Source organism: Haloferula sp. A504 (assembly GCF_044385805.1).
In the GTDB taxonomy this organism is placed as follows: domain Bacteria; phylum Verrucomicrobiota; class Verrucomicrobiia; order Verrucomicrobiales; family Akkermansiaceae; genus Haloferula.
Window position 1 is genome coordinate 18321 of record NZ_JBISBU010000045.1, and the last position, 25076, is coordinate 43396.

Below are 25076 nucleotides of genomic sequence, written 5' to 3' on the forward strand. Positions count from 1 at the left end.
GGGCGGAACACCTATCTATGCCCCGACTACGCGAGTCTACTCCGGAGGGTCGCCGGCATTCTCAGGGCTCGACTTTTCAAGAAGAGTTCCAAATGCCTCCGGCAGTCTTAGTTCCGGCCTGTCACTGCGGCGGGGCCGTGGTATCCAGCGCCGTGTCAAGACACTTTCCTCGACCTGGAGGCTTGTTGAATCCCTCTCATCTTCATCGCTGGAATCGACTCTACCAGAATCCAATTTTGATGCGCGTCAAACACCGTTATCCTCGAAGACTTCACCCGCTTTTAGAGAAACTCTCTTCGGACCTTGGTAAAGCTTCAGAAAGCACACCTCGCCGTTCATTTGCGTCACGACCAAGTTCCCGTCCGGGAGAAGGCAGGCGGCTTCCGCGTCAGATTCTCCGTGCCACGCAGCCAGCGGCACCCCGCGCGATTTATGCCACAGGCAAGCGCTCCGTGCCAAGGAACTAGCGGACAAATCTCCAATGACACATGATTCGCTCTGAGCCAAATTGAGCATATGTCGCCAATTGGGGAAGTCCCCAAAAGCTTGGGACTCCATGTAATGCTCATCACATTCACCCCTTTCAAGATCCCACACACGGAATCCGAGTTCCCTTGTCTCCCGATCTTCAGACCACGAGAGCAAGCGATGGTCCTGCAATTCGGCAGCCCCCGCAATCCCTTCGTTGTTCTCCCGTAGGATCTTGCAACAACTTCCCGTCTCGTGATGCCAGATCCGGATGGTTCCGTCCGCGGACCAGGAAGCTATTCTGCCACCGGAAAGGAATGAGACTCCACCGACTCCAACTTCCCGGGTGTGGCCTTCCAGAACCACCGGAGATCCTCTCCCGTCGACGTCCCAAATCAGGATCGCGCCCCTCGATGACCAGGCAATCAGGCGCCCGCCGGGCAACTCACGAGCTCCTCTGAGGAAGCCTTTGCTGCCCCACCCCCGTCCTTCGAGGACGCTGATGCAGGTTCCACCCCGCTCGTCCCACACTTTGAGGGCTTCGCCACCCCAAGTCGCGAACCGTCCTTCCTGAAGGCGAATCGCTCCACTACAACCCTCCACGTGGCCCATGACGGCAAGCTCACAGACTCCCTCATTCCCGTCCCATATCCTGAGCATCTGGCCACTCCAGGACAGCAGCTTGTCGCCTGCCAAGGCCAGGAGGCCGGATATCTTCGGCCTGGTCTCAGGGCTAAAGGTCCGCAAACACTTACCGCTGGCGACATCCCAAAGGCGGATCTCCCTGTCCTGGGACCATGAGGCGACACGACCATTGGTTAGAAGCACCGCTCCCAGCGCGGCTCCTGCATGACGCTCGGTGCCTTCGCTCGCAGGCGGCTCCTGAGCGGCACGCACACCGCTACCGCTCTCGCGCAATCGCGGGCTCCCTCCCCCACTGAAAGGCACTCCCCCGGTGCCGGGGGCGCTGATTGCCTTGTCACAGTTCCAAAGCCTGAGGGTCTGATCCCAGGACCAGGAGATCAGGCGGCCATTCACCGCCAACAATCCGCCGATCACCGCATCGGTGTGCCCCTCAAGGACGCCAAGACAAATGCAGCGAACCGAATCCCAGAGTCGGAGCGTCCTGTCTCGGGACCAAGAAAGCAGCCGATCCTCCGCCAGCTTGAGGGCTCCTTTGACCTCGGCGGTGTGACCCCTCAGAACACCACTGCATTCCCCGCGGGCGACATCCCACAAACGGAGGGTTCCGTCACTGGACCAAGAGGCCACCTGATGCTCACCCAACACCATCGCGCCTCGTATGCCACCTTCGTGTCCGCTTAGCACCCTGAAGCACTCCCCGGTGTCGCAATCCCACAGTCTCAGCGTCCTGTCCCCCCACGAAATAATCCCTCCATCCTTCAGTTGGGCGGCCCCTATGATCTTCTTGGTATGGCCCTTGAGGACCTTCAAACAGGTGCCTGTCTCGCAATCCCACAAGCGAAGATTCCCATCCCATGCCCAGGAGAGCAGGCGACCGCCGGCAAGCTCCTGCGCTCCAAGAACCAAGTTTTCATGCCCTTCCAGGGACAGCAGGAATCCGCCCGTGGCAGCATCCCAGAGTTTCAATGTTTCATCATTCGACCACGAGAGCACGCGCCCATCGGAAAGAACCATTCCGCCTGCGACCTTGTCCGAATGTCCCCTGAAGACTGCTTCACAGGCACCGCTCGAAAGGCACCACAGCCGAAGCGTCCAATCCCTTGACCATGAAAGAAACCGGCCCGGGCCACACGCGAGCACGCCCAGGACACCTTCCGTGTGGCCCTCGAATATCCTGACGCAAGAAGCGGTAGATGCGCTCCAGAGGCGGATGGCTCCCGCCTCCCAAGACCATGAAAGAAAACCGTCTCGACCGACTGCCATCGCTCCGTTCACACACTCGGGATGTCCCCGGAGATCCGCGAGGCGCGCCCCAGTATTGGTGTCCCAAACACGCAGCGTCGTGTCTATCGGTAAAGCCGACCACGATACGAGATTTCCGTTACCCAAAGCCCGGGCTCCCGAGATCTCGGCATTGTGTCCCTCAAGAACCGAAACACATGCCTCAGCCCTCGGGGTGGAGGGCCGGCGGCTGTTCCTCCACCACAGCCAGTCGCAGCCACCATCGGCTACCCACTGCTGGGCACCCTTGGTCAGTGGGCTTTCATCGGCATACTCCATCGCAAGCTGGAGCAGGATCTTGTACGCGGGCCATTCGGCGGTCCCGCGCCGCAAGATGTGCGCCTTTTCATGGAAAAACGATCGCTCTACGCCTGTTGCCTCGCCGGAACCGGCGGAGGCATCGGGAATGCTCCGGAGGTCCGCCAGCAAACCCTCAAGCATCCCTCTCCGGACCTTCTCCATCAAGTAGCCGAAATCAGCGAGCAGGCGTAGACATCGCGGCTCGTCCTCAAGCGCCAGCAGATGGCTTGGCAACCATTGGATGAAGTAATCATCCATGCGCTCCGGCCCGTCGAGATATTGCCGCCAGCCATGCTCCGCCAGCTCACGGTGCCCATCGGAAGCGGCAATCACGTAGTGTCCCGCCGCTTCCCGGTTGGTGATCCAGTCGCACAAGGACCGGTGGAACGGTCGGATACTGGCGTCGGGGCCTTCCCCTTCGATCGGAAACATCGATCCCAACCGGTTGAGACAGCGGCTCAGCTCCGTTTCGGAAAGGTCTCCGCACTGGCGCTTCAGGAAGCCAAGCGTCAGGGGTTCAAATGCCGCCAGAACGGGCTGCAGGATGGGCGTGATCCTTTCCTCATACACGTCCAGATCACCGCCAAACTGGCGATTGAAGAAATGTTGATAAACATCACCGAGCCCACGCGGAAACTCGTCGCACCTGGCAAGGCTAAGGTGGCCAGCACCGATCGCGTCCACCACGTGTTTGACATAGAGAAAGACACCCTCGCTGCGCTCCACAATGGTATCAATCTGCTCGCGCGCGATCGTCGGAATCCGGGCCTGCACGAAGGCCCGTAGATCCTGGACGTTCTCCTCCTTCGCCGTGTCGAGAACATACGGGGAGAGCCCTTGGAAGGACGCTACGATCTCGGGCTCAGGACGGGAGGTCACCAGGAAACGCAGCCAGCCGGGCGTCTTGTCGGCACAGAGCGTGAGAAAACGCACAATCTCGTTCTGGCGCCGGCAGCTTGCCTCGTCGAGCGCATCGACAAGCACCACAATGGGCCGGTCGGGCTTGGGAAACCGGTCCGAGAGGGGCTCAATCATGAGCTTGTTGAATAGCGTGTATGCCTCGTGATACTCGCCAACGATGCTCTCCAAGGGCAAACGGGCGAGCAAGTCCCGATAGGCGGGCAATTGGGTCGAAAGCTGGTAAACGATGGAGCGGACCAATTTCGTCGGATTCCGCTTCTCCTCACTGTTGATGTCACAAAAGTGAAATGCCGCAATCTCGCGACGGTTGTCCCGGATCCATGCCGCGATGGCGCTCTTGCCCGCTCCGGGTGCCCCGGTGATCCAGAACAGCTTGGCTCCGTCGGGGTCGTGAAACCACTCGTCAACCTCGGCAAAGACCCACTTCCTTCCGGTGAAATCGCGCAGCAGTTTAGAAATATCCGCCGTAAACGATATGGGCTCAAGCACGCTGAGCAGGCGACTCTGGGCGCCCTCGCAATCCAACTCCCTCTCCTCCAGGGCACGGCACAACTGGACGAACTTCGTGCCATAAAACGCCGCTTTCTCGTTGAGAGGAATGCATTCACGCATATCCAGCCACTGAATCCGGCATATCGAGAGCGGTGGCTCGCTGTCCACCACCATCACCGGGACGATCCGGAGTCCTTTCGAAAGGGCGTGCGCTACCTCGTTCAGGCAGAAGCCATCTGGCCGCCTCACCGAATGAGGCGTCAGCAACAACACCACCGCAGCCTTCGACTTATCTTCAGCCAGATGCGCGATTCCATACTCGATCGAACGTTCCCAGTCATGCCCGGGACGCAAACGTTCCTCATCGTACCAGACCTCGTGACCTCTTTCACGAAGGTCGTCCCGCAGGCGGATTGCCAACGAAGCATGCTCATCGTGACCATAGCTGATAAAGACCCGCAGAGAGTCGCGACAAGGGTTACCCTCTCCTTGCGTCATCACGTTGACAGACATGGCGGATCAACCCTTTTGTTTCAAAGTGATCAACACGCGCAGGGGTCCTGTGAGTCCCTCAAGCTGGAAATGGGGGTGAATGTATAGAATCGCCCTGTAGCTTCCGGGGCTGCCCACGACGTCCGCGACATCGACGCGCGCCTCGGCCAGAGGTTTCGAAGCTTTGACCTCCTCTTCGTCGGAGTCAGAGACGTAGTTGGCGAGCCATTGGTTCAGCCAAGCTTGAAGGTCCGATGTTTTCATGAATGATCCGATCTTGTCTCGGACCATGCACTTGAGATACTGGGCGAAACGACAGACACCGAACGTGTATGGAAGCCTACATGCGCAATTCTCATTTATCTGGGTATCGGCCTCCATGTAAACATCCGGCCTCTTGAGTGCCTGAGCACCGAAGAAACAAGCATAATCACAGTTTTTGTAGTGGGAAAGGGGCATGAGTCCAAGATCCGCCAATTCCTTTTCTCTCCGATCGGTGATGGCAATTTCGGTCGGACAGCGAAGATCGATGACACCGTCGTCAGTTGGGAACGCATGGCCGGGCAGGTTATCGACGATCCCACCGCTTTCCAATCCCCGGATTTGGGTTGGCCAGCCATTTTCCTGAAAGCTCCTGTTGATATTGGCACCGAAAGCGTAGATCGCGTTCGAAAAGCAAAGCTCAGCGCCGGAGCCGACATCAGCAGCCTCCTCAAACTCAAAAGCCTCCAGCGGGTTGGTTGCGGACCCGTAGGGCATTCTCGCCAGAACCCGTGGCATGGTGAGGCCTAGGTAGCGGGCTTCTTCATCGCTGCGCAGGCTGTTCCAAGCAACGTGAGTGATGCCAGCAGTCGACCTTCGAAGATCAGGTGCATTCATCAACTCGGCCCAGCTATCCATGTCGAATAGATCCGCCGCAGCGGCCCCGATGAAGGGCGTGTGGGAGGCGGCGGCAATTCTTGACATGCCCCGAAGCACTTGAACATCTTGACCAGAAGGGCCGAAGTCATAGTCGCCTATGACGACTCCGAAGGGCTGGCCTCCCGGTGTACCATACTCCTCCTCGTAAATTTTCTTGAAAAGCTCGGTCTGGAAGTATTCCTCAGAGTCCCTTACCTTCAGTTGCTTGTGGATCTCCTTCTTGGAAATATTGAGCACTTTAATTCTGAGGGAATCACTGGTCGCTGTATTTTCGACCAAATAGGCCAGCCCCCGCCAGCTTCCCTCAAGCCTACGAAACTTCTCATGGTGGATGATCAGGTTGATTTGCCTGCTGAGTCGGCGGTCGATGTCCGCGATGGCTGCTTCGATGGCATCCGGAGCCTTCGGATTATCTTGCAATGCCTGGGATCGCTCATCGGAAGTTCGGGCGTACCCACGGTGATTTTCACAAACATCCTCACCAACCGAGGTGGCTCCATCAAAAGACGAAAGCTGTTGCTGAAGTCGCCTTCTTCGGTCGAGCAAGCCAGTGAGAGGCTCAGCCTTGGAAGGCGATTCGTGCCCTAGCTTCCAGACAATTTTTCCCGGTGAGAAATCATCGATCTCTTCAAGCACGATGTCCACATCTATGATGCCATCCCCGGCTATCAGGTTAGCGACCGTAAACGTGACCCGTGGCTTCTGCTCCTTGAAATAGGAGCTGAAGTTCCCTGCATTCAGTTCGAAGAATGACCTGTCTCTGATATCGCACCAAATGCCCGCATTGTCGCCGGATAGGTCCGCCATGACTCCCGTAACCCACGGGAGTTGCACTTTCCGGACGCAATCCCCGATCTCGACGTCGTATTCAATCTGAACGCGTGGCTTGCGGGGTAAGGTGGTCATCATCTGGATTCAGTAAAGGTGCGGATTATACGATGCGGAATGGCGCCGCATCAATACCTGAGCGGCAGTCTTGGGGACAGCGGGGTCAACGCCGAAACCGAGAATGAGACGAAGCTCCTCGGCTGGTCTCGGCGAGGTTGGCTGGCAGCAATTTTGTTTCCCGTCATAACGTCGCTGTCACTGATCCCCCCCACCCGGCACGATCCCGCGGCATTCCTCCAGCACGGCGATGGCGAGGGCCTTGGTGACGGGCTTGCGGTTGGAGAGCAGGTGGAGGTGATTGAGAAAGGCGCGCAGTTCGCGGACGTTGCCCGGCCAGGGCAGTGCCATGAGCAGGTTCAGCACGGCGTTCGGCAGCGCCCGGGGTCCGGCGATGCGGTCCCACAGGCTCCGTGCAATCTCCGGGATGTCATCGGCGTGGTCGGCCAGGGCTGGCGTGCGGATGCGGAAATTAAAAAGCCGGTAGTAGAGGTCCTCGCGGAAGGTCCCGGCGCGGACCATGGCAGGAAGGTCGCGGTTGGTGGCGGCAAGAACACGGGCGTTGCTGGTGACCTCGCGGTCGGCTCCGACTGGCGTGTAGGAGCCCTCCTCGAGCGCCCGCAGGATCTTGGCCTGTTGGTCGAGCTTGAGCTCCCCGATCTCGTCGAGAAAGAGGGTGCCATTGTGCGCCATGCTCCAGAAGCCCTTCTTCTTGCGGACCGCACCGGTGAAGGCACCGCGGTCATGGCCGAACACTTCGGACTCGAAGAGACTCTCGGAAATCCCGGCACAGTTGACCGGCAGGAACGCGCCCGCGGCACGGGAACCGAGCGCATGAATCTGACGGGCGACGACCTCCTTGCCGGTCCCGGTTTGCCCGAGGATCAGGACGGGGTGTTCGCTGCGGGCGGCCAGGACGATGAGGCGGCGCACCCAGTCGGCGTGCACGGAACCCCCGAGGAACTTTCTGCGGAGGTCGTCCGGGATCTCCAGATCGGCGCACCGGTCACGCAGGACCTGCATCGCCGGGGAGAGAAGTTGGAGAGCCTCGTCTCTCTCGGCCGCCCGCGCCCGGATCCCGGAAAACACCTCGTCGGACACCGCCACGATGCAATGGCAGTCATTGCCCTGCCGCTCGCAGTGATCGAGCAGGGCGCGTGCGCCGCGGAGTGCCTGCGCCGGGTCGCGGTAGGGCGCGCGGAGCAGGATTCGCCCGCTGCGGTTCCCGACGTAGTAAGAGAGGGCTTTCGCCCGGTTCTTTTCGCCCCGGTCCCCGAGCTGGCTCGCGGGACAGCGGCCGATCACCTCCGGGACGTGGTCGAGGGAGATGAAGGTCACGCGGGCGAGGGCGCCATCCCCGGCGGCGTCCTGGAACGCCAGGGTGTCCGGCATCAGATTGACGCGACGACCCTTGCGCGCCCCAACGGCGACCAGCACGGCCGGGATCGTTTCCCCTGCTGCATGTTTCAGAGCCATCGAGACCTCCGGGAGTCAGTCACAAGCCGGCTGCCGATGCAATGTCGGAGACCCACAAGCCCCGTCGGGTTGAGTGGATTCAACCTGCCAGACAGCCGAACCCGCCCGTTGAGTTTGCCAACTCTCCCCTTTGCGCGTTCCCCCCGGATCGGCGCAAAGCCCGCAGCCATGGGCCTTGCAGCGGACCTAGCCAAGGCTGGCACGGCGCTTGCCATAGAGATTGGCGTGGCGATGGCCCATCGGATCGGCCTGCGCCCGAAAACCCAAAAAACCAAAATCATGAATTCACCTGACCGCGCCGCCCTCCAAGCCCAGCTCGATGCACTCGCCACCGAAGTCCGTGACATCAAGAAGCTCGTAACCCGCCTCGTCGCCGCCCTGCTGGAGGAGCGCCAGTTCCCCGATCTCCGCGGCGCGAGCGAAATCCGCAACCTCGAGGCCGGATTCATGACGCGGGACCAGGTGCAGTTGATCGGCTGCACCCTGCGGGTCAATCACCGCGAGGTCATCCTATCCAAACGCCAGGCCGTGCTGGTGTCGATCCTGATGCGGCACGCGCTGGCAGGCGATCACGGGTTCATCTCCGTTGCGGCCATCATCTCCGAGATCGAGACAGAGTTCGCGGACGAGTGGCGGCTGGCGATGCCGGAAGATGTGCACCAGGTCGTTTACCGGATCCGCCGGAAGCTCGGCCTCGACCGCGACCTGCTCGAAACGTCCCCGGCCAAAGGGGAAGGCATCCGCCTCTCGACCCCCGCCGGTCACATCACCCGCCTCAAGAGCCCGTGGGACGACCGAACGCATCCCTGCACCCCGACCCGTGACCGGGACTCCGGATCCGACGAGGCATCGACCATCTAACAAGCTTTCTCCCGTGGAACCTTCCCCAATCCAAAGCCCGGGGCCCCGACCTCCTTCCCAAGCTGCGTCCATGGACCTCCACCCTCCGGTTCTGGCATATTAGAAACCGTTATGGACGCCCTTCGATACCGTGACCCCGAGGCCGAAGCTGCCTGGCTTTCCTTGCCTCTTACCGAGCCCGTCCCGCTCCCTTTTCCAGGGATGCCGGTCGATCGGGAAGAGGCTCTGGTCCTGCCCTCCGGGGCATTGGTCTGCCGCGGCGACTCGCCGATCCGGGTCAACGGCCGGGCAGTGCCAGGCGGCCTGCGCGTGCTCCGGGAGAAGGATGAGATCCGGTTGGCCAGACACCGCTTCTACTTCAGCACGAAGGACGCCCTGACGATCGCCCGGCACGAGGGAGAGCCAACCACCTGTCCCCGCTGCACGGAGCCGATCAAGAGCGGAGCCGACGCGATCCGCTGCCACTGCGGGACCCTCTTCCATCAGTCGGAGGATCACCCTTGCTACACCTACGGGGAGACCTGCCCCAGCTGCGGGGTCACGACCCGGATCGATGGGAGCCCCTGGAATCCCTCTGAACTCTAGCTGCCCATGCCCGACTCACGTTCCATTCTCCTCGCCGGCCTCGGCAACACGGGATCGCACCTCGCGCCGCTGATCGCGCGCATGGGTCTGAGCGAGCATCTGGTCATCGTCGATCCGGACATCGTCGAGGAGGACAACATGACGGCTCAGGCCTACCGTCCGGATGAGGTGGGGCAACCCAAGGCCTCCGGCACCGCGGATCTGCTGCGGCAGATCCGTCCGGCGCTTCGCGTCGAAGCTTTCGTCGGAGAACTCGAGGACCTGCCCCTCGGGTGCTTTTCCGGACTGGTGATCCTGTGTCTCGACCAGGATGGGGCACGCCAGGTCGCCGCGGAGCGATGCTGGCAAACCGGCGGCGTGCTCTACGACGTTGCGGTCAATGGACCGGCAGGACTTGCCCGCCTGACCCGGATCCTCCCCGGCGCTGGCAGGGCCTGCCTTGAGTGCAGCTGGTCGGACGGGCAGTATGCAAAGCTCCCGGTCCGGAACTCGTGTCGAAAAACGCCACCCACCGACGCACCGGCTGCCTTGGGAAGCTTCGCCGCGAGCCTGACCACCTTGTGGATGAACTCGGAGGAGGCCGGCGACGACAATGTGGAAGTCGTCTCATCCCCGACCGACGGCGAGATGTTCGTTACCCGGCTCACTCCCAATCCCGATTGCCGGTTCGACCACCGCGTTCCCGGTATCGCGCATTTCGGTGCCCTCGACCCCCTTGCGCCTCTGCCCGTCCTGTTCGATCGCCTCCGCACCAAGGTGCTGGCGGTGCCGGGGTTCACCTTTGCCCGTCGCACCCGGTGTGTCGGCTGCGGTTCCGAGGAGGAGGTCCTGCAAATCGCCCGGGGCCCCGCCGGGCCGGGTCCGTGCAAGCGTTGCGCCAGCCCCCTCGAGTTTCCCGGTTTCCACACCAACAGCCAGCTCATCCGGTCCGAGCTCAGTCCGGCGGAAGAGGAAACGAGCCTTGAAGCCATCGGGCTGAGGGACGGCGACGTCGTCGTCGCCGATGACGACCAGTGGGTCCAACTCGGACTCCGCCAATCCAAACCCGGGCATCTCCATGTCTGATCCGATCCATCAACGATTCGTCGACGCACAGAAACTCGAGGCCGAGCGCTTCGTGGCCATGAATCCCGGCTTCTGCGAGATCCTCAGCCTGCCGGACGCCCGGTTCCTCGTGCACCTCGACTGTCCCGTCATGCGCCTCCGGCCCGGCCGGCCGCCGGTGCGGGGCACTGGCTGCCACATCGGCATCACCTTCAGGCCCGACTACTGCCGCCGCCCCGATCCGCAAGCGGTCTCGATCCTCACCCCCTTCATCTTTCACCCGAACATCGTCGGCACGGCCGCCTGCCTGGGTCGAATGGCGCCGGCGACGCCGATCGTCGACCTACTACTACAGGTCTACGAGATGCTCGTGTGGAAGACCTATTCCGCCCACGACCCGATGAACCCCGAGGCGGCGCAGTGGGCCCGCAACCATGCCGATGAGGTCCCGCTTGAGGCCGATCGAAGCGTGCGCATCCCGAAACCGGCGGAAGCCGCCAATCCCACCGTAGGATGAATTCCACCATTTCCACACACGACGAACTCGCCGCCGCTACAATCGCCAACGGTTACATGGCGGGCCTGTGGAAGCACGCGCTCGACGACGGGCGGTGGGTCATCAACGACCAAACGGGGGGGCGAGAGAAAACGTCCCCGCCCAACCCCGACCGGGAACCCGCCACCCGCACCCTGACCGGGAACCCGGAGGCCACGGCTGAACTGCTGTCCACGATCCAGGATGAAGGCTGGGCCGTCAGCGAAGAATCGGGCGTGAAGCGGATAGACCTCGGGCTCACACAACGGGCACGGGCAGATCTCTGCTTCGACGAAGAACCGGACCACGCCGGGTCGCTGTGTGTGCGGATCCTGCCGGATGACCTTTCGCCGAATGAGGCGGTCATCGCTTTCGCCCTTCAACTCACCGCCTCCCATCACGGGGTGCGCGCCTCGCTCCTCGAGCTTGGTCAAGGCCCCACCCTCTTCTGGGAAGCACCTTTCGACTCAACCGGTGTCTCCAGCCACCCGCCCGGCACGGCGCTCCAGTGCCTTGCCCAGGTCGTCGGCTCCGGCCAGGCCGAAGCCCGCCTGCTCGCCGCGGACCCAACCACCGCGGCACGGTGGGTCCGCATGAATCTCCCCGATCATCCCCCGTACTGAAACCAACAAACCAAACAACATCATGGTATCCAACGAAACCAACACCCTGACCATCACCGCCCGCGACGTCACCGGCCAACGCCGGACCGCCTACGAAGTGTCCCGCGAGTCCTCCGTGGACTCACTGATCGAGGGACTCGGAGATCGCATGAACCTGCTCCGCGAGGACGCCGACGGACGCCCGGTCACCTGGTACGCCAGGCACGAACGGGAAGGCCGCGCGCTGCATCGGAGCGAAACGGTCGGCGAGGCCCTCAAGGATCAGGATGAGATCCGCCTGCAGCCGGAAATCAGCGCCGGCGCTACCGGAAACTGAGAACGAACCCCGAAACGACATGATCCCCCACGACTACCAGTTGCAGTGCTTCAAGGAGGACGGCACCCCCTTGGGCAAAGCCATCCTTCTGCCTCTGGGCGGCGTCCTTTCCGAAGGTGTCGAGGCACTGCACTGGCAGTCGTTTGTCGAAACCGGACGAGGCCTCGCGGATCCGATTGAGGTCGTTCCGCGCTGGTCCCCCGATGCCGGAGAGCCGGTGGTTGAGGCACTCTGTCTTGAGTCCGGAAGCTCCACAGTGTCCCTGCCTGCCACCCGACTCTTCCACCCCATGGCGGTCCGGCAACGGACCCGCCTGCTAGAAGATGGAGCCCTCAAAGAAAGCGAGTCCTACGGATTCCTCGTGACCGCCCGGCCAGCGGAGGAACCTTCCCCCTTGCCGGTGTTTTCCCTCGCCGATTATCCCCTCTCCACCCAGCGCATCGAGATCGGCGGGGAACCGGTTGATGCGGAGTTTGCCGCCGCTGGCGACTTCCCCGTCCTGATTGCGCCCAAGGTGCTCCGCGATGCGGTCAACCTCGCGGAAGTGGCGGGAGAAGCCGAGGCAGGGGGCGTGCTCTTCGGGCACCTGATGAAGACCGTGGACGGCACCACGGTTGCCCTGTCGATCACCCATCTCTGGCCGGCCACCGGTGGCCGGGGCGATCAAAGCTCCTTCACCTTCACCCCCGAGACCTGGACCTCCGCGGCAGTCGCACTGGCCGAGCGTTCTGCCGACGAACTCATGGTCGGATCATTCCACTCACATCCCGATTTCTGTCGCAAGTGTCCGCCCGAGCGCCAGGCCGTCTGCAAGCTTCGCGAGCCGTTCTTTTCCAGGGACGACGAGCAACTCCAGCAGTCCGTGTTTCCCGCCGGCTACTCGGTCGGACTACTTGCCAGCCACGATGGCGAGAAGCCAATCCCTTCCCTGTGGGGATGGAGGGATGGATTCACCGCACGTCGCTCCTACCTCATCCCATCCTGAATCATGCCAAGACAAGCCACCAGAACCAGAGACACGCGCACATCCACCCGGGAGAGTGCGCTGCAGAAGGCACTCGACCCACGCCGGGACATCCCTCTCGGTGTTCGGCTCCAGCTTCTGCATCAATTCCGGCAAGGAAACGTCGATGAAGCAATCCACAAGGCGGACGAGCTGATCCTACGCGGCGCGATCGGTCTCGGTCAGACCCTGCTGAAAGCCCATGCCGATCTCAAAGATCACATCGATATCCTGACCTCGCCGCCATTCTTTCCAGGTATCTATCTCGGTCCCTCCGGAGAGCGGCGCGCCCGGGTGCGCTGCGGCGAGGCCGAGCGCATCGTGGGGATCGATGGGGATCACGAACTCCGGCCGGGCGATCCGATCTTGCTCAACAGTGACCGGACCGTGATCCTCGACCGGTGCGAGAAGGAAGCCTCGCTGGGAGAGGTCGCGCGGTTCGTCCACCTGGCGGATGGCGGCAGGATCGTCCTCGATTTCCGCGGGGAAAGCCTCGTCTGCCTGCCCGTCAACGGGCTTGCGCCGGACGCCCTTCGCAAGGGTGACCTCGTCCTCATCAATCCGCCCGCCAAGCTGGCCATCGAGCGAATCACAGAGCCCGAGGGCGGGCGCATGCCCTTCGAAGTGGAGGAAGAGATCGGGGCCGGCCCGGAAGACGTGGGTGGCCTCGAGCGGGAACTGGATGAGCTTCTCTGGAGTCTGTTGATCGCCATCGAGCACCCGGAGACGGCACGCCGCCACCGGATCGCCGGATTTTCCTCCATCATCCTCCAAGGCCCCCCGGGGGGTGGCAAGACCCTGATGGCGAGGGTGGCCGCTGCAGAACTTCAGCGTCGCACCGGGAAACGAACCCGGTTCCTCACCGTAAGGCCGTCGGAGTGGCGCAGCGAATGGGTGGGCGTGGGTGAGCGGGCCATCCGCGAAACCTTCGCCGCGATCCGGAATCTCGCATCCCAAGGCGGACACGTGGTCGTGTTCCTCGACGAGGCGGAAAGTCTGGGCCGCGTTCGAGGAGGGCGGGCTACCACGGTGCTCGACGACCTCACCAACGCCCTGCTCGTCGAGCTGGATGGATTCTCCGGAGACGGATTGAACAACGTGGTCGTAATCTCGGCGACCAATCGCAAGGACCTGTTGGATCCCGCCCTGAGGGACAGGCTCAGCGGGGTTGAAATCCGCGTCCCAAGACCGCGAATGGACGCGGCACGCGCGATCTTCCGGGTTCATCTCCGGGAAGATGACCCGTGGGCCGACCCGCAGGCTCGCGAGGAGGCCATCGAGACAGCGGTTTCGCTCCTCTACGCCCCAGCTGGTGACACTAATGAAGTTTGCCGCATCCGCTTCAATGACGGTTCCTCGCGCGTCGTGCGGGCCGGGGCGCTCATCAGTGGCCGACTCATCCGGCAGATCTCCGACAACGCCCGACGTCTGGCCGCGCGCCGCGAAGTCGACGGGCAGAGCGACGGGCTCGGCATTGATGACCTGGTCTCCGCCACGGAGCAGGCCATCGACACCTTGCGAACCACCCTGACTCGCGACAACGCAGCCAGCTGCCTCGAGGACCTTCCCCAGGATCTGGCGATTGTGGCGGTGGATCCCATCTGGCCAACACATCGCCGCCACCGACAACCCCGCTGAGCCATGGATCTCTACATCAAAAGGGATATCCCGGATCCCCGCGCTCCGAAAATCGTCGGATTCGACACTGAGTTGATGAACGTCAACCCGGCCAAGGATGACGCCGGGTTCTCTGCCTCGAGGGCGCTTCTGAGAGAGGTGTCCGGTTGTTCCGCCAACCTGCCCGGCTCGCTGCAGGACAGCGGCCGGAAGTTCCTCCCCGGATCCGGTGGCAGCATTTATATCGACCTCAACCACCTCGAACTCGCCAGCCCCGAATGCCGGAGCGCCGTGGATTTCATGACATGGTTTCACGCCATGCTCGGAATCGCCCGCGAGGCCACCCAGGCGGCCAACCATGACCGGCTCGAGGAACGAAAGCTTCGGGTGCATGCCAACAACTCCGACGGTCTCGGCAATGCGTGGGGCGGGCACGTTTCGGTCATGCTCTCCGACAGCGCGTATCAGTGGATCTTTTTCGAGCGGCTGCACCTCCAGCTCTACCTGGCCTCGGCCCAGATCAGCTCGATCATCTTTACCGGTGCCGGGGAGGTCGGGACCGAGAAGGGGAGGAACAAGGTCCCGTTCAGCATCTCGCAAAGGGCCGGCTTCATGGAAGTCATGAGTTCCATCGAAACGACCCGCAACCGCCCGCTGGTAAACACTCGCGATGAGCGCCTGGCAGGCGTCGGCTTGTCCCGCCTCCACTGCATCTTCCACGACACGACCCTCACCCACACCTCCCTGGTAATGAAGGCGGGACTCATGCAGATCTTCCTCGCCTCCATCGAGGCGGGGCGGGACGATCCCGGGCTCTGTTTTGAAGAGCCGCTCGTGGCGCTCCGGACCTTCAACACCGATCCAAGCTTGCAGGCGAAAGCACGGTTGCTCAACGGCCAGCAGGTCACCGCTGTCGAACACCAGATGCTCCTGCTCGAAGGAGCAACCAAACTGCTCGACGGCGGAGGGGAAGCCTACATCCCGGGTTTGGCGGAGCTCCTCGCCTTGTGGGAGAGGCTGTTGCAGGCGTTCCGGGACGAGGATCGCGACTTCCTCTTCCCGCGAGTGGACTGGATTGCGAAGCATGCGGTACTCAATCGTGCCGCCTCCGCAAGGGGTCTCGCCTTCTCGGAGCCGTCGATGAAGGCCCTGGACTTCGCGTGGTCCGATCTGGAAAACGGCATCTACTTCGATCTTGAGCGTTCCAAGTCGGTCGAACGGCTTGCCTCGCAGCATCACATCGCCCACGCCGAGAAATCCGCTCCCGCGGACACCCGCGCCTACCCACGCTCCCGCCTCATCCGCGCCTTCGGTGGCCGCGGTGGAGTATCCATCGACTGGCACCGCGTCGTGGTGGGCCGCGGCAACCGCAAGCGGGCCGTCGTCCGTCTCCCCGACCCTGGCGCGGGACGCCAACAATTCGGCGACCTCGACGGGCTGACGGAGCACGAACTTGCCGCCACGCTCGGCGTCACAATCGAGCCCGACAAGTGGTTCTTCAGCGTGCTCAACACCCGCTGACACAGCGGTCCGGACACTTTGCATCATGAAAGAAAAACAACGACAACAACACGACATCCAACCGGGGAACGAAGACGACTGCGGCTCGGAGGAACCATCCCAAAATGCCCAGCAGGCCCTTGCCAAGGTCGCTTCGGTGGACGGGATCATCGATGACATCCTCTCGTCGGCCACGACGGGGAACTACCTGGAATCGATCCGGCAGCGTGGCGGACAGTGAGCAACGCCCTTTGGTTTGGAACCGAATGGGAGATTGCCCTCTCGGCAATTGACCGGACCGGCGCGGTCGCGGACACCGGGAACCTTCTCGCCCACATCGACCGCACCCTCGTCCAGCACCTCAGGCATGTTCCTGACGGCGGGCGGGGGTGGTGGCTCGAGAATGGGGCGCGCTACTACCGCGACGCGGCCCAGGGAGCTGAAGGGCATGACGAGCTTTGCTCCGCGGAGTGCTGCCACCCTGATGAGTTATTGCTCCAGGAAATGGCGGGCGAGCGCCTCGTCCTCGGCCTGGCCGACCTCGTCGCTTCCAAGGCTCACTTCGAAAAGGTCAACGTTTCGAAGTCGAACGTCTGCTACTCCGCGTCCACGAGCTGGGGATCCCACGAGAACTACGAAGCGAGCCAGCAGGTGGATCCGGTGCCGATGCTGGCATGGCTGGCCAGCAGAATCCTCCTGACCGGCTCGGGAGGGCTGGAAGCCGGCCATCCGGGGATTCGCTTCACGCTTTCACCTCGGGCCCACTTCATTGATTGCCCGGTCAGCAGGGAAACCGAGTTCTCTCGCGGGCTCCACAACAGCGGCAAGGCGGAGCCTCTCGGAACCCGGCATCGCGTGCATGTGGTGGCCGGAGACGGGAACCGGGCACCGCTGTCTACCTGGTTGAAGGTCGCCACCACCGCGATTGTCATTCGCCTCCTCGATACCAACCAGGGGCCGGACCTTGCTCTGGAACGACCCGTGGAGGACCTGAAGGCCTTCGCCCTCAACTCGGGAATGACATCCGGGGCCCCGGACTCAAGGGAGCAACTCGAAAGGGCACTTGATATTCAGTTCGCCTTTCTCGAGTCGGCACGCAACGCCGCTGGCGATCTTCCGGGCTGGGCACCACTCGCCCTCGCCCGGTGGCAAAGCGTTCTCGAAACCCTGGCCTCGAAGTCGACGTGGCGGGGCTTGGTCGGACAACTGGACTGGCCGACCAAACTTGCCACCTTCGAGATGATTCTGAAAAAGCACGGCTGGAATTGGGGGCGAGTCGGGGAGGTCAACAACCGGATGAGCCAGACCCTTGCGGACATCGATGAGGGTATCAGCCAAGGCAACCCTCCAAGGAGAGGACGACACGCAGCGATGATGACAGCCGTCGGAAAGTCGTTGGGGCCAACTCTTGTCGAAGAGTTCGTGGAACTCCGACAAAAACTGGCCGTGGTGGACGCTCGCTACATGCAGTTGGGGCTCGATTCACTTTACGATCATGTCGCGGACCCGCTCCCCGAGTTCCGGAAGCTTGCCGACAGCCTTTCGCCGGACCCCTTCGAGCTTCCCCTTCCCAAGTCGGGACGGGCCCGGGCACGTGCGAAACTGATCCGGGAACACGGAGGAACCGGGGAACGGGGAGAAAGCGAGGCATCCTGGACCTACTTCGTCGCCAAGGGTCGTTACCTTTCCATGCCCAATGTTTCTGACGAGAACCCGCGGGACTGGTCTGAAACTTCGCCGCGGCTCCCCCATTCCAGCGGGCAGGAACGAAGAGAGCCCAACATCTTCACCATCCTCAGGGCAGCCAGACGATCTTCAAGCTCCCTCAATTCCGGCGACTACCCTCGGGGGACGGCGCTACTCCGCGAAGTCGAGCCACTCCTGAGCCCTCCCCGACCGGGAAGTTTCGAAATCATCTCCTATTGGAGGCAATCCGTCCGAGTGCATGCACGCCTCCAAGATGAGAGGTCGATGGAAGATTCCCTCTACTACCTCAAACTCGTGGACCCCGAAGACATGGAATACCTCTGGGAGGAGTGCAACGCGAAGACCTGGTTGGGGCTTCGTGGGCATGCCTGTGTGCCAGAGCTTGGCGACCAGGTGAAACGAAAGATGGCTCAAGTGCGCACCCGCGCCTCCGGGGTTGCTTGCTGGAAATCCCATTTCGCCACGTGGTTGAACCGCCACGGCAAACCAGCGGAAGCACTCGAGTTGCTGGAGAGCACCCTGGAAAGCGAATACGGCGCAACGAGCCCCAGCGTCCAGGTACGAATCCATACCCAGATGGCCGAGGCCGACCGCATTCTCGGCAATTACGACACCGCGGAGCAATACCTCAGCTTTGCAGAACGGACTGGCCGAACCGGCCGGGTGCGTTCGGGCCTCATTGACTACGTCCAAACCGGACAGGCCCGCCTTCTTGCCCAGAAGGGTGACCACCCTGCGGCCACGCGCCTTATGCTCGAAACGATCCTTCCCGCTCAGCGGCGACTGAGAATGCCGAACCTTATCCGGACCCAGCTGATGCTCGCCCGCCTGCAGCCTGGCCGGCAATCCCAGCTTACCTGGGAAGATGAACGGCGAATGATCAAGCACGCCGCCCATGACTACGCCGGATTCGCCAACTGCCCGCTTCTCGCCCAGATCTTCAAGCACTGGGTTGCCTGGTGTGAGGGGAAGCCCCACCCAACTCCGGACTCGGAGATCAACAAAGAGGATTTCTTCTGGGGGGCCTGAGACTCTCGGCGGTCCGTTTGGACACAGCATGGAGTCGCTCGCCCCCCGTGAACAAACGTTCCCGGAAGACGTCCGGAAGTGCCTCGGAAAGGCACCGCCTCGCCGCGAATGATGAAAACCCTTCCATTGGCCGAGGACCTGGGCGAAATGCCGGGTGGGTCTCTTCAATGCTTTTCGGTCCGACGCTGGAAGAGCCTTTGAACCTCCCGCAGCAATTCCTCCCGGGGAGGCAGTGACGGAAGGATCATCTGCTGGACCAGCGGCAAATCCCTCGGAGTCATCTGCTGGGAAATCCGGGCAACCAAGCTGATCATGCCGCGGCGGCTCAGGTGAAAACGATGGAAGATGACCTCGACCGGAGAGGCTTCGAAAGGTTCCCCAATGACACGCGTGCTCAGGCGGTCATCCTGCTGGCTGCTCCTGAGCCAACCCGTACCGACAAGACGCCGACCCTGGTAATCGAGCCGATACTCGACCCTCAACGGCGAGAGAGCGAGAACCGCCCTTCCAACCCGACTGGCGATGGAAAGGGTTTCGATCTCCCGGTCGCAGATGAACGGCTTGAGGCTCCTGCTCTCCATGGTTTGCTGATCGTTCTGGGAGTGACTGCCTGCACGCCATGTCAGTGACCCAGGCCCGACTTCTGGGTAGCGAGCCATTCGATATTCTCAGCGAGCAACCTCTCTTCGGTCCAGCTGACTGTCCTCCGAATCGTCGGCAACGTTTCCTGGGTGCGAAGCCGACGTTCCATGTGTTCGAGGGTCTCGACCATGACCCCGTAGCCAAGGCTTCGGCGGCCAAAATCGAAATGCGCCATGAACGCAAAACTCAAGCTGGCCAACAGAGGGAAGAAGACCGGAAGAAAGAGAAAGAGGAGGGCATTGCTCCAATCGCCCTTGAAAACGGCGCTCCAGGTATGCCCATGGTCGATCGCAATCCCCGCCTTGGCGACAAACGCCACACCGACGGCAAGCAGCGCCGCCGGACTGGCCAAATGGGCGAGCTTGACAAACGCCTTCCCGGGACCGGCGGCCCGCTTCTTCTCACGGGTGAAGTAACCGATCTGATCCTGAATCCGCCCTTCAATGTATTGGTCCCTCGCCTGGGCAATCGCCACGGGATCATCCGTACGCAGGGGTTCCCTTCTGGCATTCATCTCAAGCGCGCAACTCGTCGCGAACCGACCCCAATCCGGGAGGTGCCGGTGGATCTTGAGAAACAACGGATCGAGAAAAGGTGCCGCTGACTCAAGTCCCCGGATCACTTCGCGGGCAAACCGGCAGTCAAGCCAAACACCCTCGACGTGATCACGCCCGACTTTGAATTCCAGAAAGAAGCCATAACCGACGAGCAACAGTTCAACGAGGGCGAACAGCGCGAGCAGCCAGTAGCTCACCTCGGCAAGATCCACCTTGAAGACGTGGTAGCAGGATGCCGCGAGCGCGGCGATGAAACCCGCGGCGGCATGGCTGCAGATGGCTCGTTTGGTGAAGGTTCGGAACCGTTTCGATGAATGGTTCGCTGCTTGATCCAAGCGCTCGGCGAAGTCCTCGATCCCTTCGGCTTCGGTGCCCCCATCGTAGCCTAGATGATCGCCGAGCCGTTCAAAGACCGGAAAACCCTCCACCTTGGATACTTGGAACGCAGCCTCGCTGAGCAGGCCGGTCGAACCATCGGCAGGATCAACATTCACGTGGGGAAGCCCGAGCGCCGCGGCCTGTCGCGTCACATGGGCGGTCCCGCCGGTCTCTTCCGCGCCCCCGAGGAAGTTGACCGTGAGCAGGACATCGGCAACATCCAGAAGCAAGAAGTTCACCGCTTCGTAGCAATCCGGTTCCCGGGAGGGGGCATCGACCACACGGAGCGTGCAATGTCGCTCCCCTGCCTCCGAAGGTCTCACGCCCGACTTGACGTGATCGAGAATCGAAACCGCACGATCCCGCCATGCAGCCGCATCCCCTCCGAAATCTTCGGCCAAGAATTCCTCCTCCGGCTTGGGAAGGATGAGATGCATCGGCATCTCCCGATCGCGAGCGATCTCACAAGCCACCAAATCCGCCCCCGCAGCCACACTGCACACCAGATGAAGCTCGCCACCCACCGCTTCGACCTCTTCTTCCAGCTTCGACAGCTCCCTCTCCAGTTGCCCGCGTACCGCGTCGAGGCGCTCGGACGTGCGCCACGGCTTCGCTCCGACCGGCCGATGTCCCGAAAGCGCAACCATGAAGCACGGACGCATGAAAGCTGCGCTGCAAAGGGTGGAATTCGGCCGCTGCACGTTAAGAAAAGTTACCTTCGGCATTGAAGCGACTAACCCTCCTGATGGGAACTCAGAACGACAACGGACACGATGTTTGTCACCCAATCCATCCAAGCTTGGCGCGGAGTAGCAAAAAGAAAGCCGCGCGCTCGGGGCACACGCCCCGAACGCCGGCTGTTGTTCTTTTCGGCGTTACGCCGGGGGCGGCGGGAGGATCTCGACGCGTACGTCGAGGCCCAGGTCGCCGAGGCCGTCACGCATCCGGCGGACCAGGCGTTTTGTGGCGCCCTTGAGCAGCTCGGGGTCGTCAAGACGCCGTTCGGCTTCCGCCCGGTTGGCCCGGTAGGCGGCTTCCATTTCGGCGGGTTCCAGTGGATTCCACCACGATACGTCCTCCGTCTGGCGCCGGACCTTGAGGGTCTCGAAGGCGAGCACCCGGGGCTTCGGTAGCCACAGGCGCAACACCCCGTCCTCGACTTCGGCCGAGGCCTTGCCCAGGTCGAAGCCGACCTTGGCCCGGTAGGTGCCACCCATGACCACATGGGACTTGCCCCAGCCAAACCATCCGGTCGACCGGTAGCGGGTGCTCGCCTGAATGTCGTGGTTCTCCAGAACGACCTCGCACACCTCCCGGGGGAAGGCGACGATGCCGTCGGAGTGGATGGTGACGGTGCGGCCGAGGACCTTTTGGATCTGCCGGCCGACCTTCTCCATGGCCCGCTCGCCAGCGGCGGTGGCCGGGGCCTGGACGATCGAGTCGCCACAGGTGGCCAGCAGCAGGCCGGTCACCGACAGGACGACGACACCCATGATCAGTAGAATGGGCCGGACCTTCTTCCGACCCTGAGACTGGGGATAGTATTCCATGACGTCCTCCCTTCTCAGTTGGCGAGTCCGACGACGCCGTCGCAAAGCCCGTGGAGGGCCTCGCTGCGGGCGAGCGTCAGGCTGGGGTTCTGGCCCTTGTACACCTCGGTGAAGGCGTTGAAGAGCGACCACAAGTTCCGGGGGCGGAACTCGCGGTGGCTCGGTTCGCGCCATTCGTGGACGACGTCGGGCACCTGCATGGGAGTGATCGCCCCGCAGTCGGTGGCCCGGATGACCAGATCGTGCGCCGCCCAGTCGGGGACGGAGCAGTCGCGGTAGGCGTCGATGCGCTTGTCGAGGCTCCGGAACCGGTCACCAAGACGACCGACGGCACGGGCCGTCAGATGCCGCAGGTCGCGGTAGGCGAAGCGGGTGTGCTTGCGGCTGATCTTCACCTCGCCGGAGAAGGCGAGGTTGTCACACGTGAAGACCGAGGTCCCTGCCACTAGTCCGGCCGGGAAGGTCTTGTCGTGGCTGTTCCGCAAGCCGACGACCCAGGCGTAATCCCGCTCGGGGGTGTCGGGCTGGCGGACCTCCATCACGCCGAAGTAGCGTCGGCCCTCGTGGGAGAGGGCGTGACTTTCGCGGCCGATGGAAAACCCGGCGGTTTCGAGCTGGTTCTGGACCTCCTCCAGCAGCGCCCGGTGGGCGAGCGGATACCAGGTGTTCGTGCCCCTCGGGGTGGGCACGGCGTTGAGCGTGGGCCGATCGACGAGCTCCGCCCCACAGTGGAGCAGCATCCCGGCAACGGGCTTCTGTTTTTCGGGATCGACGATCTCGTAGGGCACGGGAGCGTCGGGATTCATGAGTTGGTTCATGTGTATTTGGCTGGTTGTTGGTTTGTTGTTTTCAGAAGGCACGAAGGACGGCATCGGAGCCGACCCACGCGCGGAAAATGAAACGCCCGCCACGGCAAGAGGCCGGGGCGGGCGTGGGTAGCTGACGCTTCCAGCGGCAGGCGGTGTCCGTGGCTTCCAGCCGCGGTGCCATCGATCGGGCAGCCGGATGAGCTGGCTCACCTCAATCCACTCGGTCGGCGGATGCTCGAAACCCGGGATCAGGGTGCGGACAAGCACCCGGGGGCTGTCGGCTGGTGCCTCGATGACGACGCGCTCGAAGTCGTCGTCGCCGGGGTCCTGCCACTCCGGGTGGATCCGCACCCGGTCGCCGACCCGGAAGGGTCCGGGTGCGGCGTGGGAGTCGGACTTGCTCATGGCGTGACCACTGCAAGCGGCTCGGCCTTGAACTTCAGTTGGTCCACCGTGCATTCGTCCGCCGGGATGTCGTCCCGGGGGCCGAGGTAGACCGGCTGGTAAATCGCGCCGCTCTCGCGATGGGCGTAGAGGTAGCGTGCCTCGACGACGGTACCCTTTTCCGGCACCTCATGGTTTGCGGGAATGGTCACATTTCCGGCGGAGACGCGGTTGCCCTCCGCGGTGAGCAGCTCCAGGCCGACGCTGTGCTTCGTTCCGTTCCTCCCGGCGACGATGAACGACGCGGTCTCGACGAACTTGAACTTGAGCTGGGGTCCCCCGCTGTTCGGACGACCGGGACGGTAAGGCGCGTCAATGTCCTTGAATACGACTCCCTCGGCACCGGTAGCGCGGAGTTCCTCGTAGGTCGCCAGCTTGTCGTCGGGATCGAGCGGGGTCGCGATCCAGCAGAGGGCTGGGTTTCCCATGGGAAGAACGCCCATGAGAACCTTGAAGCGGTCGAGGTAGCCGAGTTCGCGCAGGGTGCGGCCTTCGAGCTCGAGGAGGTCGAAGGCGTGCAGGGCGTCGCCGACAGCCTCACCGTCGATGATCACATCGCAGGGAAGCCCCGCAACCGCATCGTGGACTGGCCCTGGGATGGCAACTGCCAGTCCCCGGCGGTTGATCCCGGTGATGGTGTCCCCGCGCTTGCGGACGAGCAGCCGGCGTCCGTCGTGCTTCTCTTGGAGGCAGAACTTCGGCGAGCCGATCAGGCGACCCACTTCGCTCTCCTCGATGGGATTGAGGAGCTGCGGGCGGATGCCGGTGTCGATGGACCCGGAGGCGGTGCCCCGGTAGGGCGTGCCGTCGGTGCTCCGGGTGTATCCCTTGCGGAGCTTCGAGTGGACCAGCTTGTCGAAGACCTGCCTTGCCTGCTCCAGCGGAACGGGCTGCGGGGTCTTGATCCCGGTGGTAAGCGTGTTGCCGCGACGACCATAGGCGAAGGTGACGATGTAACCATCGCCCTTCGATTCGATGGCGGCGTGATAGACTTTGTCGGACCTTCCCTCGCGGAAATGGAGGGAGGCCGAGTCGATGGTGGTGATGCTGGTGGACATGTTGTTTCAGTTGGTGGTTTCGGGTTGAGTTGCCCTTCGCGGAATGCGTCGGGCGGAGAATGGAGACGCCCGCCAAGGTGTGAGACCGGGCGGGCGTCGGTTTTGGGAGTGCGGAGGCTTGCCTCCGCTTTCGACCTGCCGGTGGCGTGGTTGCCGGATGGAGCAGATCTGGTCCTGTGGGTGCTTTTTGAGCTGCGGATCCCGGGAGTAGCTCCCAAAGCGGAGGCAAGCCTCCGCAGTCCAAAGCTCACGCGGCGGCGCGATCGGATGCCCCGAGGCGCATCGGCATGACGACGCACAGGGTGTCGTCGAGGCGACGGGCGACGACCGGGCTCATCTCGTCGATGAACCACAGCGTCGGTGCGATGGTCAGAGCATCGGCCAGATAGGCGGCGTTGAGCGCCACCGGTTGGGGTTTCCCGGTGATGTCCGCCGGCACCTCGATACGCGACGCGTGGCTGGTGCCCGGCGCGTGGCTCAGTTCGAGGTGTCCGCGTTTCGCGGGCCGCAACTCGACGGCGACCTCCTTGCCGCCCTTGGCCAGCGCCTTGAGCCAGTCGATCACTGCGACACGGTTGTTCTCGTCGAAGCCCGCCGAAGCGACGCGCTCATTCGGGACGACCTGCTTCCAGTTCGGGTAGTGGCCATCGATGAGGCGGCTGACCAGGGTGTGGTCGCCAGCCTCGATGCGGACGTGGTCGGGATCACCCGGCTTGCCCTTGGGCTCCTCCTCCGTCACCGGACGCGCGAAGGGCGTCACCCGCACAACTCCCTGTTGGAAATCGGCATGGCCGAGCACGTGGACAGCCACGGTCGGGATCACCAGTTTGCGATCCGGCACACTAGCCCGGATTTCTCATACCGAGAATTGAGGGCGGTTGGAGTTTTGGTGTAAGTTGTTGGTGTTCAAATCAATGACTCACACACAAAACCCAAC

20 protein-coding genes are annotated in these 25076 nt (G+C 62.6%); 11 read left to right on the forward strand and 9 right to left on the reverse strand.

Going from position 1 to position 25076, the window contains the following annotated elements; translation table 11 throughout:
• Positions 1–246 precede the first annotated feature (246 nt).
• The 3 genes from ACG2LG_RS17670 to ACG2LG_RS17680 form a co-directional block, all read right to left on the reverse strand.
• Complete coding sequence (locus ACG2LG_RS17670; protein ID WP_396261208.1) at positions 247–4620, reverse strand: TIR domain-containing protein; 4374 nt, start codon at positions 4618–4620, stop codon at positions 247–249.
• A 6-nt stretch (positions 4621–4626) separates the two neighbouring features.
• A complete protein-coding gene (gene tssC, locus ACG2LG_RS17675) occupies positions 4627–6429 on the reverse strand; it encodes a type VI secretion system contractile sheath large subunit (protein WP_396261210.1) in 1803 nt (600 codons plus the stop codon).
• Positions 6430–6603: 174 nt separating this feature from the next.
• Positions 6604–7881 carry a sigma 54-interacting transcriptional regulator gene (locus tag ACG2LG_RS17680; protein ID WP_396261212.1) on the reverse strand — a complete coding sequence of 426 codons (1278 nt, stop codon included), beginning with the start codon at positions 7879–7881 and terminating at the stop codon, positions 6604–6606.
• A 279-nt stretch (positions 7882–8160) separates the two neighbouring features.
• Here ACG2LG_RS17680 and ACG2LG_RS17685 point away from each other — a divergent pair, with 279 nt between their 5' ends.
• The 11 genes from ACG2LG_RS17685 to ACG2LG_RS17735 all read left to right on the forward strand — a co-directional run bounded on the left by ACG2LG_RS17685 (position 8161) and on the right by ACG2LG_RS17735 (position 18701).
• Positions 8161–8742: a hypothetical protein gene (locus ACG2LG_RS17685; protein ID WP_396261214.1), complete on the forward strand. Its 582-nt coding sequence runs from the start codon at positions 8161–8163 to the stop codon at positions 8740–8742.
• 201 nt (positions 8743–8943) lie between these two features.
• On the forward strand, positions 8944–9327 hold the full coding sequence (locus tag ACG2LG_RS17690) for a hypothetical protein (protein WP_396261216.1): 384 nt from the start codon (positions 8944–8946) through the stop codon (positions 9325–9327).
• 6 nt (positions 9328–9333) lie between these two features.
• Entirely contained in the window at positions 9334–10392 is a 1059-nt protein-coding gene (locus tag ACG2LG_RS17695; RefSeq protein WP_396261218.1) for a ThiF family adenylyltransferase, read from the forward strand.
• Positions 10385–10888: a hypothetical protein gene (locus tag ACG2LG_RS17700; RefSeq protein ID WP_396261220.1), complete on the forward strand. Its 504-nt coding sequence runs from the start codon at positions 10385–10387 to the stop codon at positions 10886–10888. Before ACG2LG_RS17695 ends, ACG2LG_RS17700 begins: the two co-directional genes overlap by 8 nt.
• A complete protein-coding gene (locus tag ACG2LG_RS17705) occupies positions 10885–11529 on the forward strand; it encodes a hypothetical protein (RefSeq protein ID WP_396261222.1) in 645 nt (214 codons plus the stop codon). Before ACG2LG_RS17700 ends, ACG2LG_RS17705 begins: the two co-directional genes overlap by 4 nt.
• A gap of 22 nt (positions 11530–11551) precedes the next feature.
• The gene (locus tag ACG2LG_RS17710) at positions 11552–11845 is read left to right on the forward strand and encodes a hypothetical protein (RefSeq protein ID WP_396261224.1); all 294 of its coding nucleotides are present in this window, start codon (positions 11552–11554) and stop codon (positions 11843–11845) included.
• A 19-nt stretch (positions 11846–11864) separates the two neighbouring features.
• Positions 11865–12830 (forward strand): hypothetical protein, encoded by a 966-nt coding sequence (locus tag ACG2LG_RS17715; protein ID WP_396261226.1) that lies wholly within the window; start codon positions 11865–11867, stop codon positions 12828–12830.
• Between the two features lie 3 nt (positions 12831–12833).
• On the forward strand, positions 12834–14486 hold the full coding sequence (locus ACG2LG_RS17720; RefSeq protein WP_396261228.1) for an AAA family ATPase: 1653 nt from the start codon (positions 12834–12836) through the stop codon (positions 14484–14486).
• A gap of 3 nt (positions 14487–14489) precedes the next feature.
• Complete coding sequence (locus ACG2LG_RS17725) at positions 14490–15986, forward strand: proteasome accessory factor PafA2 family protein (protein WP_396261229.1); 1497 nt, start codon at positions 14490–14492, stop codon at positions 15984–15986.
• Positions 15987–16011: 25 nt separating this feature from the next.
• Positions 16012–16206, forward strand: a complete 195-nt coding sequence (locus ACG2LG_RS17730) for a hypothetical protein (RefSeq protein ID WP_396261231.1) — start codon at positions 16012–16014, stop codon at positions 16204–16206.
• On the forward strand, positions 16203–18701 hold the full coding sequence (locus ACG2LG_RS17735; protein WP_396261233.1) for a proteasome accessory factor PafA2 family protein: 2499 nt from the start codon (positions 16203–16205) through the stop codon (positions 18699–18701). The genes ACG2LG_RS17730 and ACG2LG_RS17735 overlap by 4 nt, the downstream gene beginning before the upstream one ends.
• Positions 18702–18865: 164 nt before the next feature.
• Here ACG2LG_RS17735 and ACG2LG_RS17740 read toward each other — a convergent pair whose 3' ends face one another.
• From ACG2LG_RS17740 to ACG2LG_RS17765, 6 genes are all read right to left on the reverse strand, one after another.
• Positions 18866–19282 carry a hypothetical protein gene (locus ACG2LG_RS17740; protein WP_396261235.1) on the reverse strand — a complete coding sequence of 139 codons (417 nt, stop codon included), beginning with the start codon at positions 19280–19282 and terminating at the stop codon, positions 18866–18868.
• 41 nt (positions 19283–19323) lie between these two features.
• The gene (locus tag ACG2LG_RS17745; protein WP_396261237.1) at positions 19324–21003 is read right to left on the reverse strand and encodes a hypothetical protein; all 1680 of its coding nucleotides are present in this window, start codon (positions 21001–21003) and stop codon (positions 19324–19326) included.
• A gap of 150 nt (positions 21004–21153) precedes the next feature.
• Entirely contained in the window at positions 21154–21828 is a 675-nt protein-coding gene (locus ACG2LG_RS17750) for a DUF4230 domain-containing protein (protein ID WP_396261238.1), read from the reverse strand.
• A 14-nt stretch (positions 21829–21842) separates the two neighbouring features.
• A complete protein-coding gene (locus ACG2LG_RS17755) occupies positions 21843–23042 on the reverse strand; it encodes a hypothetical protein (RefSeq protein ID WP_396261240.1) in 1200 nt (399 codons plus the stop codon).
• On the reverse strand, positions 23039–24139 hold the full coding sequence (locus ACG2LG_RS17760; protein WP_396261242.1) for a WGR domain-containing protein: 1101 nt from the start codon (positions 24137–24139) through the stop codon (positions 23039–23041). Before ACG2LG_RS17760 ends, ACG2LG_RS17755 begins: the two co-directional genes overlap by 4 nt.
• 247 nt (positions 24140–24386) lie before the next feature.
• Complete coding sequence (locus tag ACG2LG_RS17765; RefSeq protein WP_396261244.1) at positions 24387–24980, reverse strand: hypothetical protein; 594 nt, start codon at positions 24978–24980, stop codon at positions 24387–24389.
• Positions 24981–25076 lie beyond the last annotated feature (96 nt).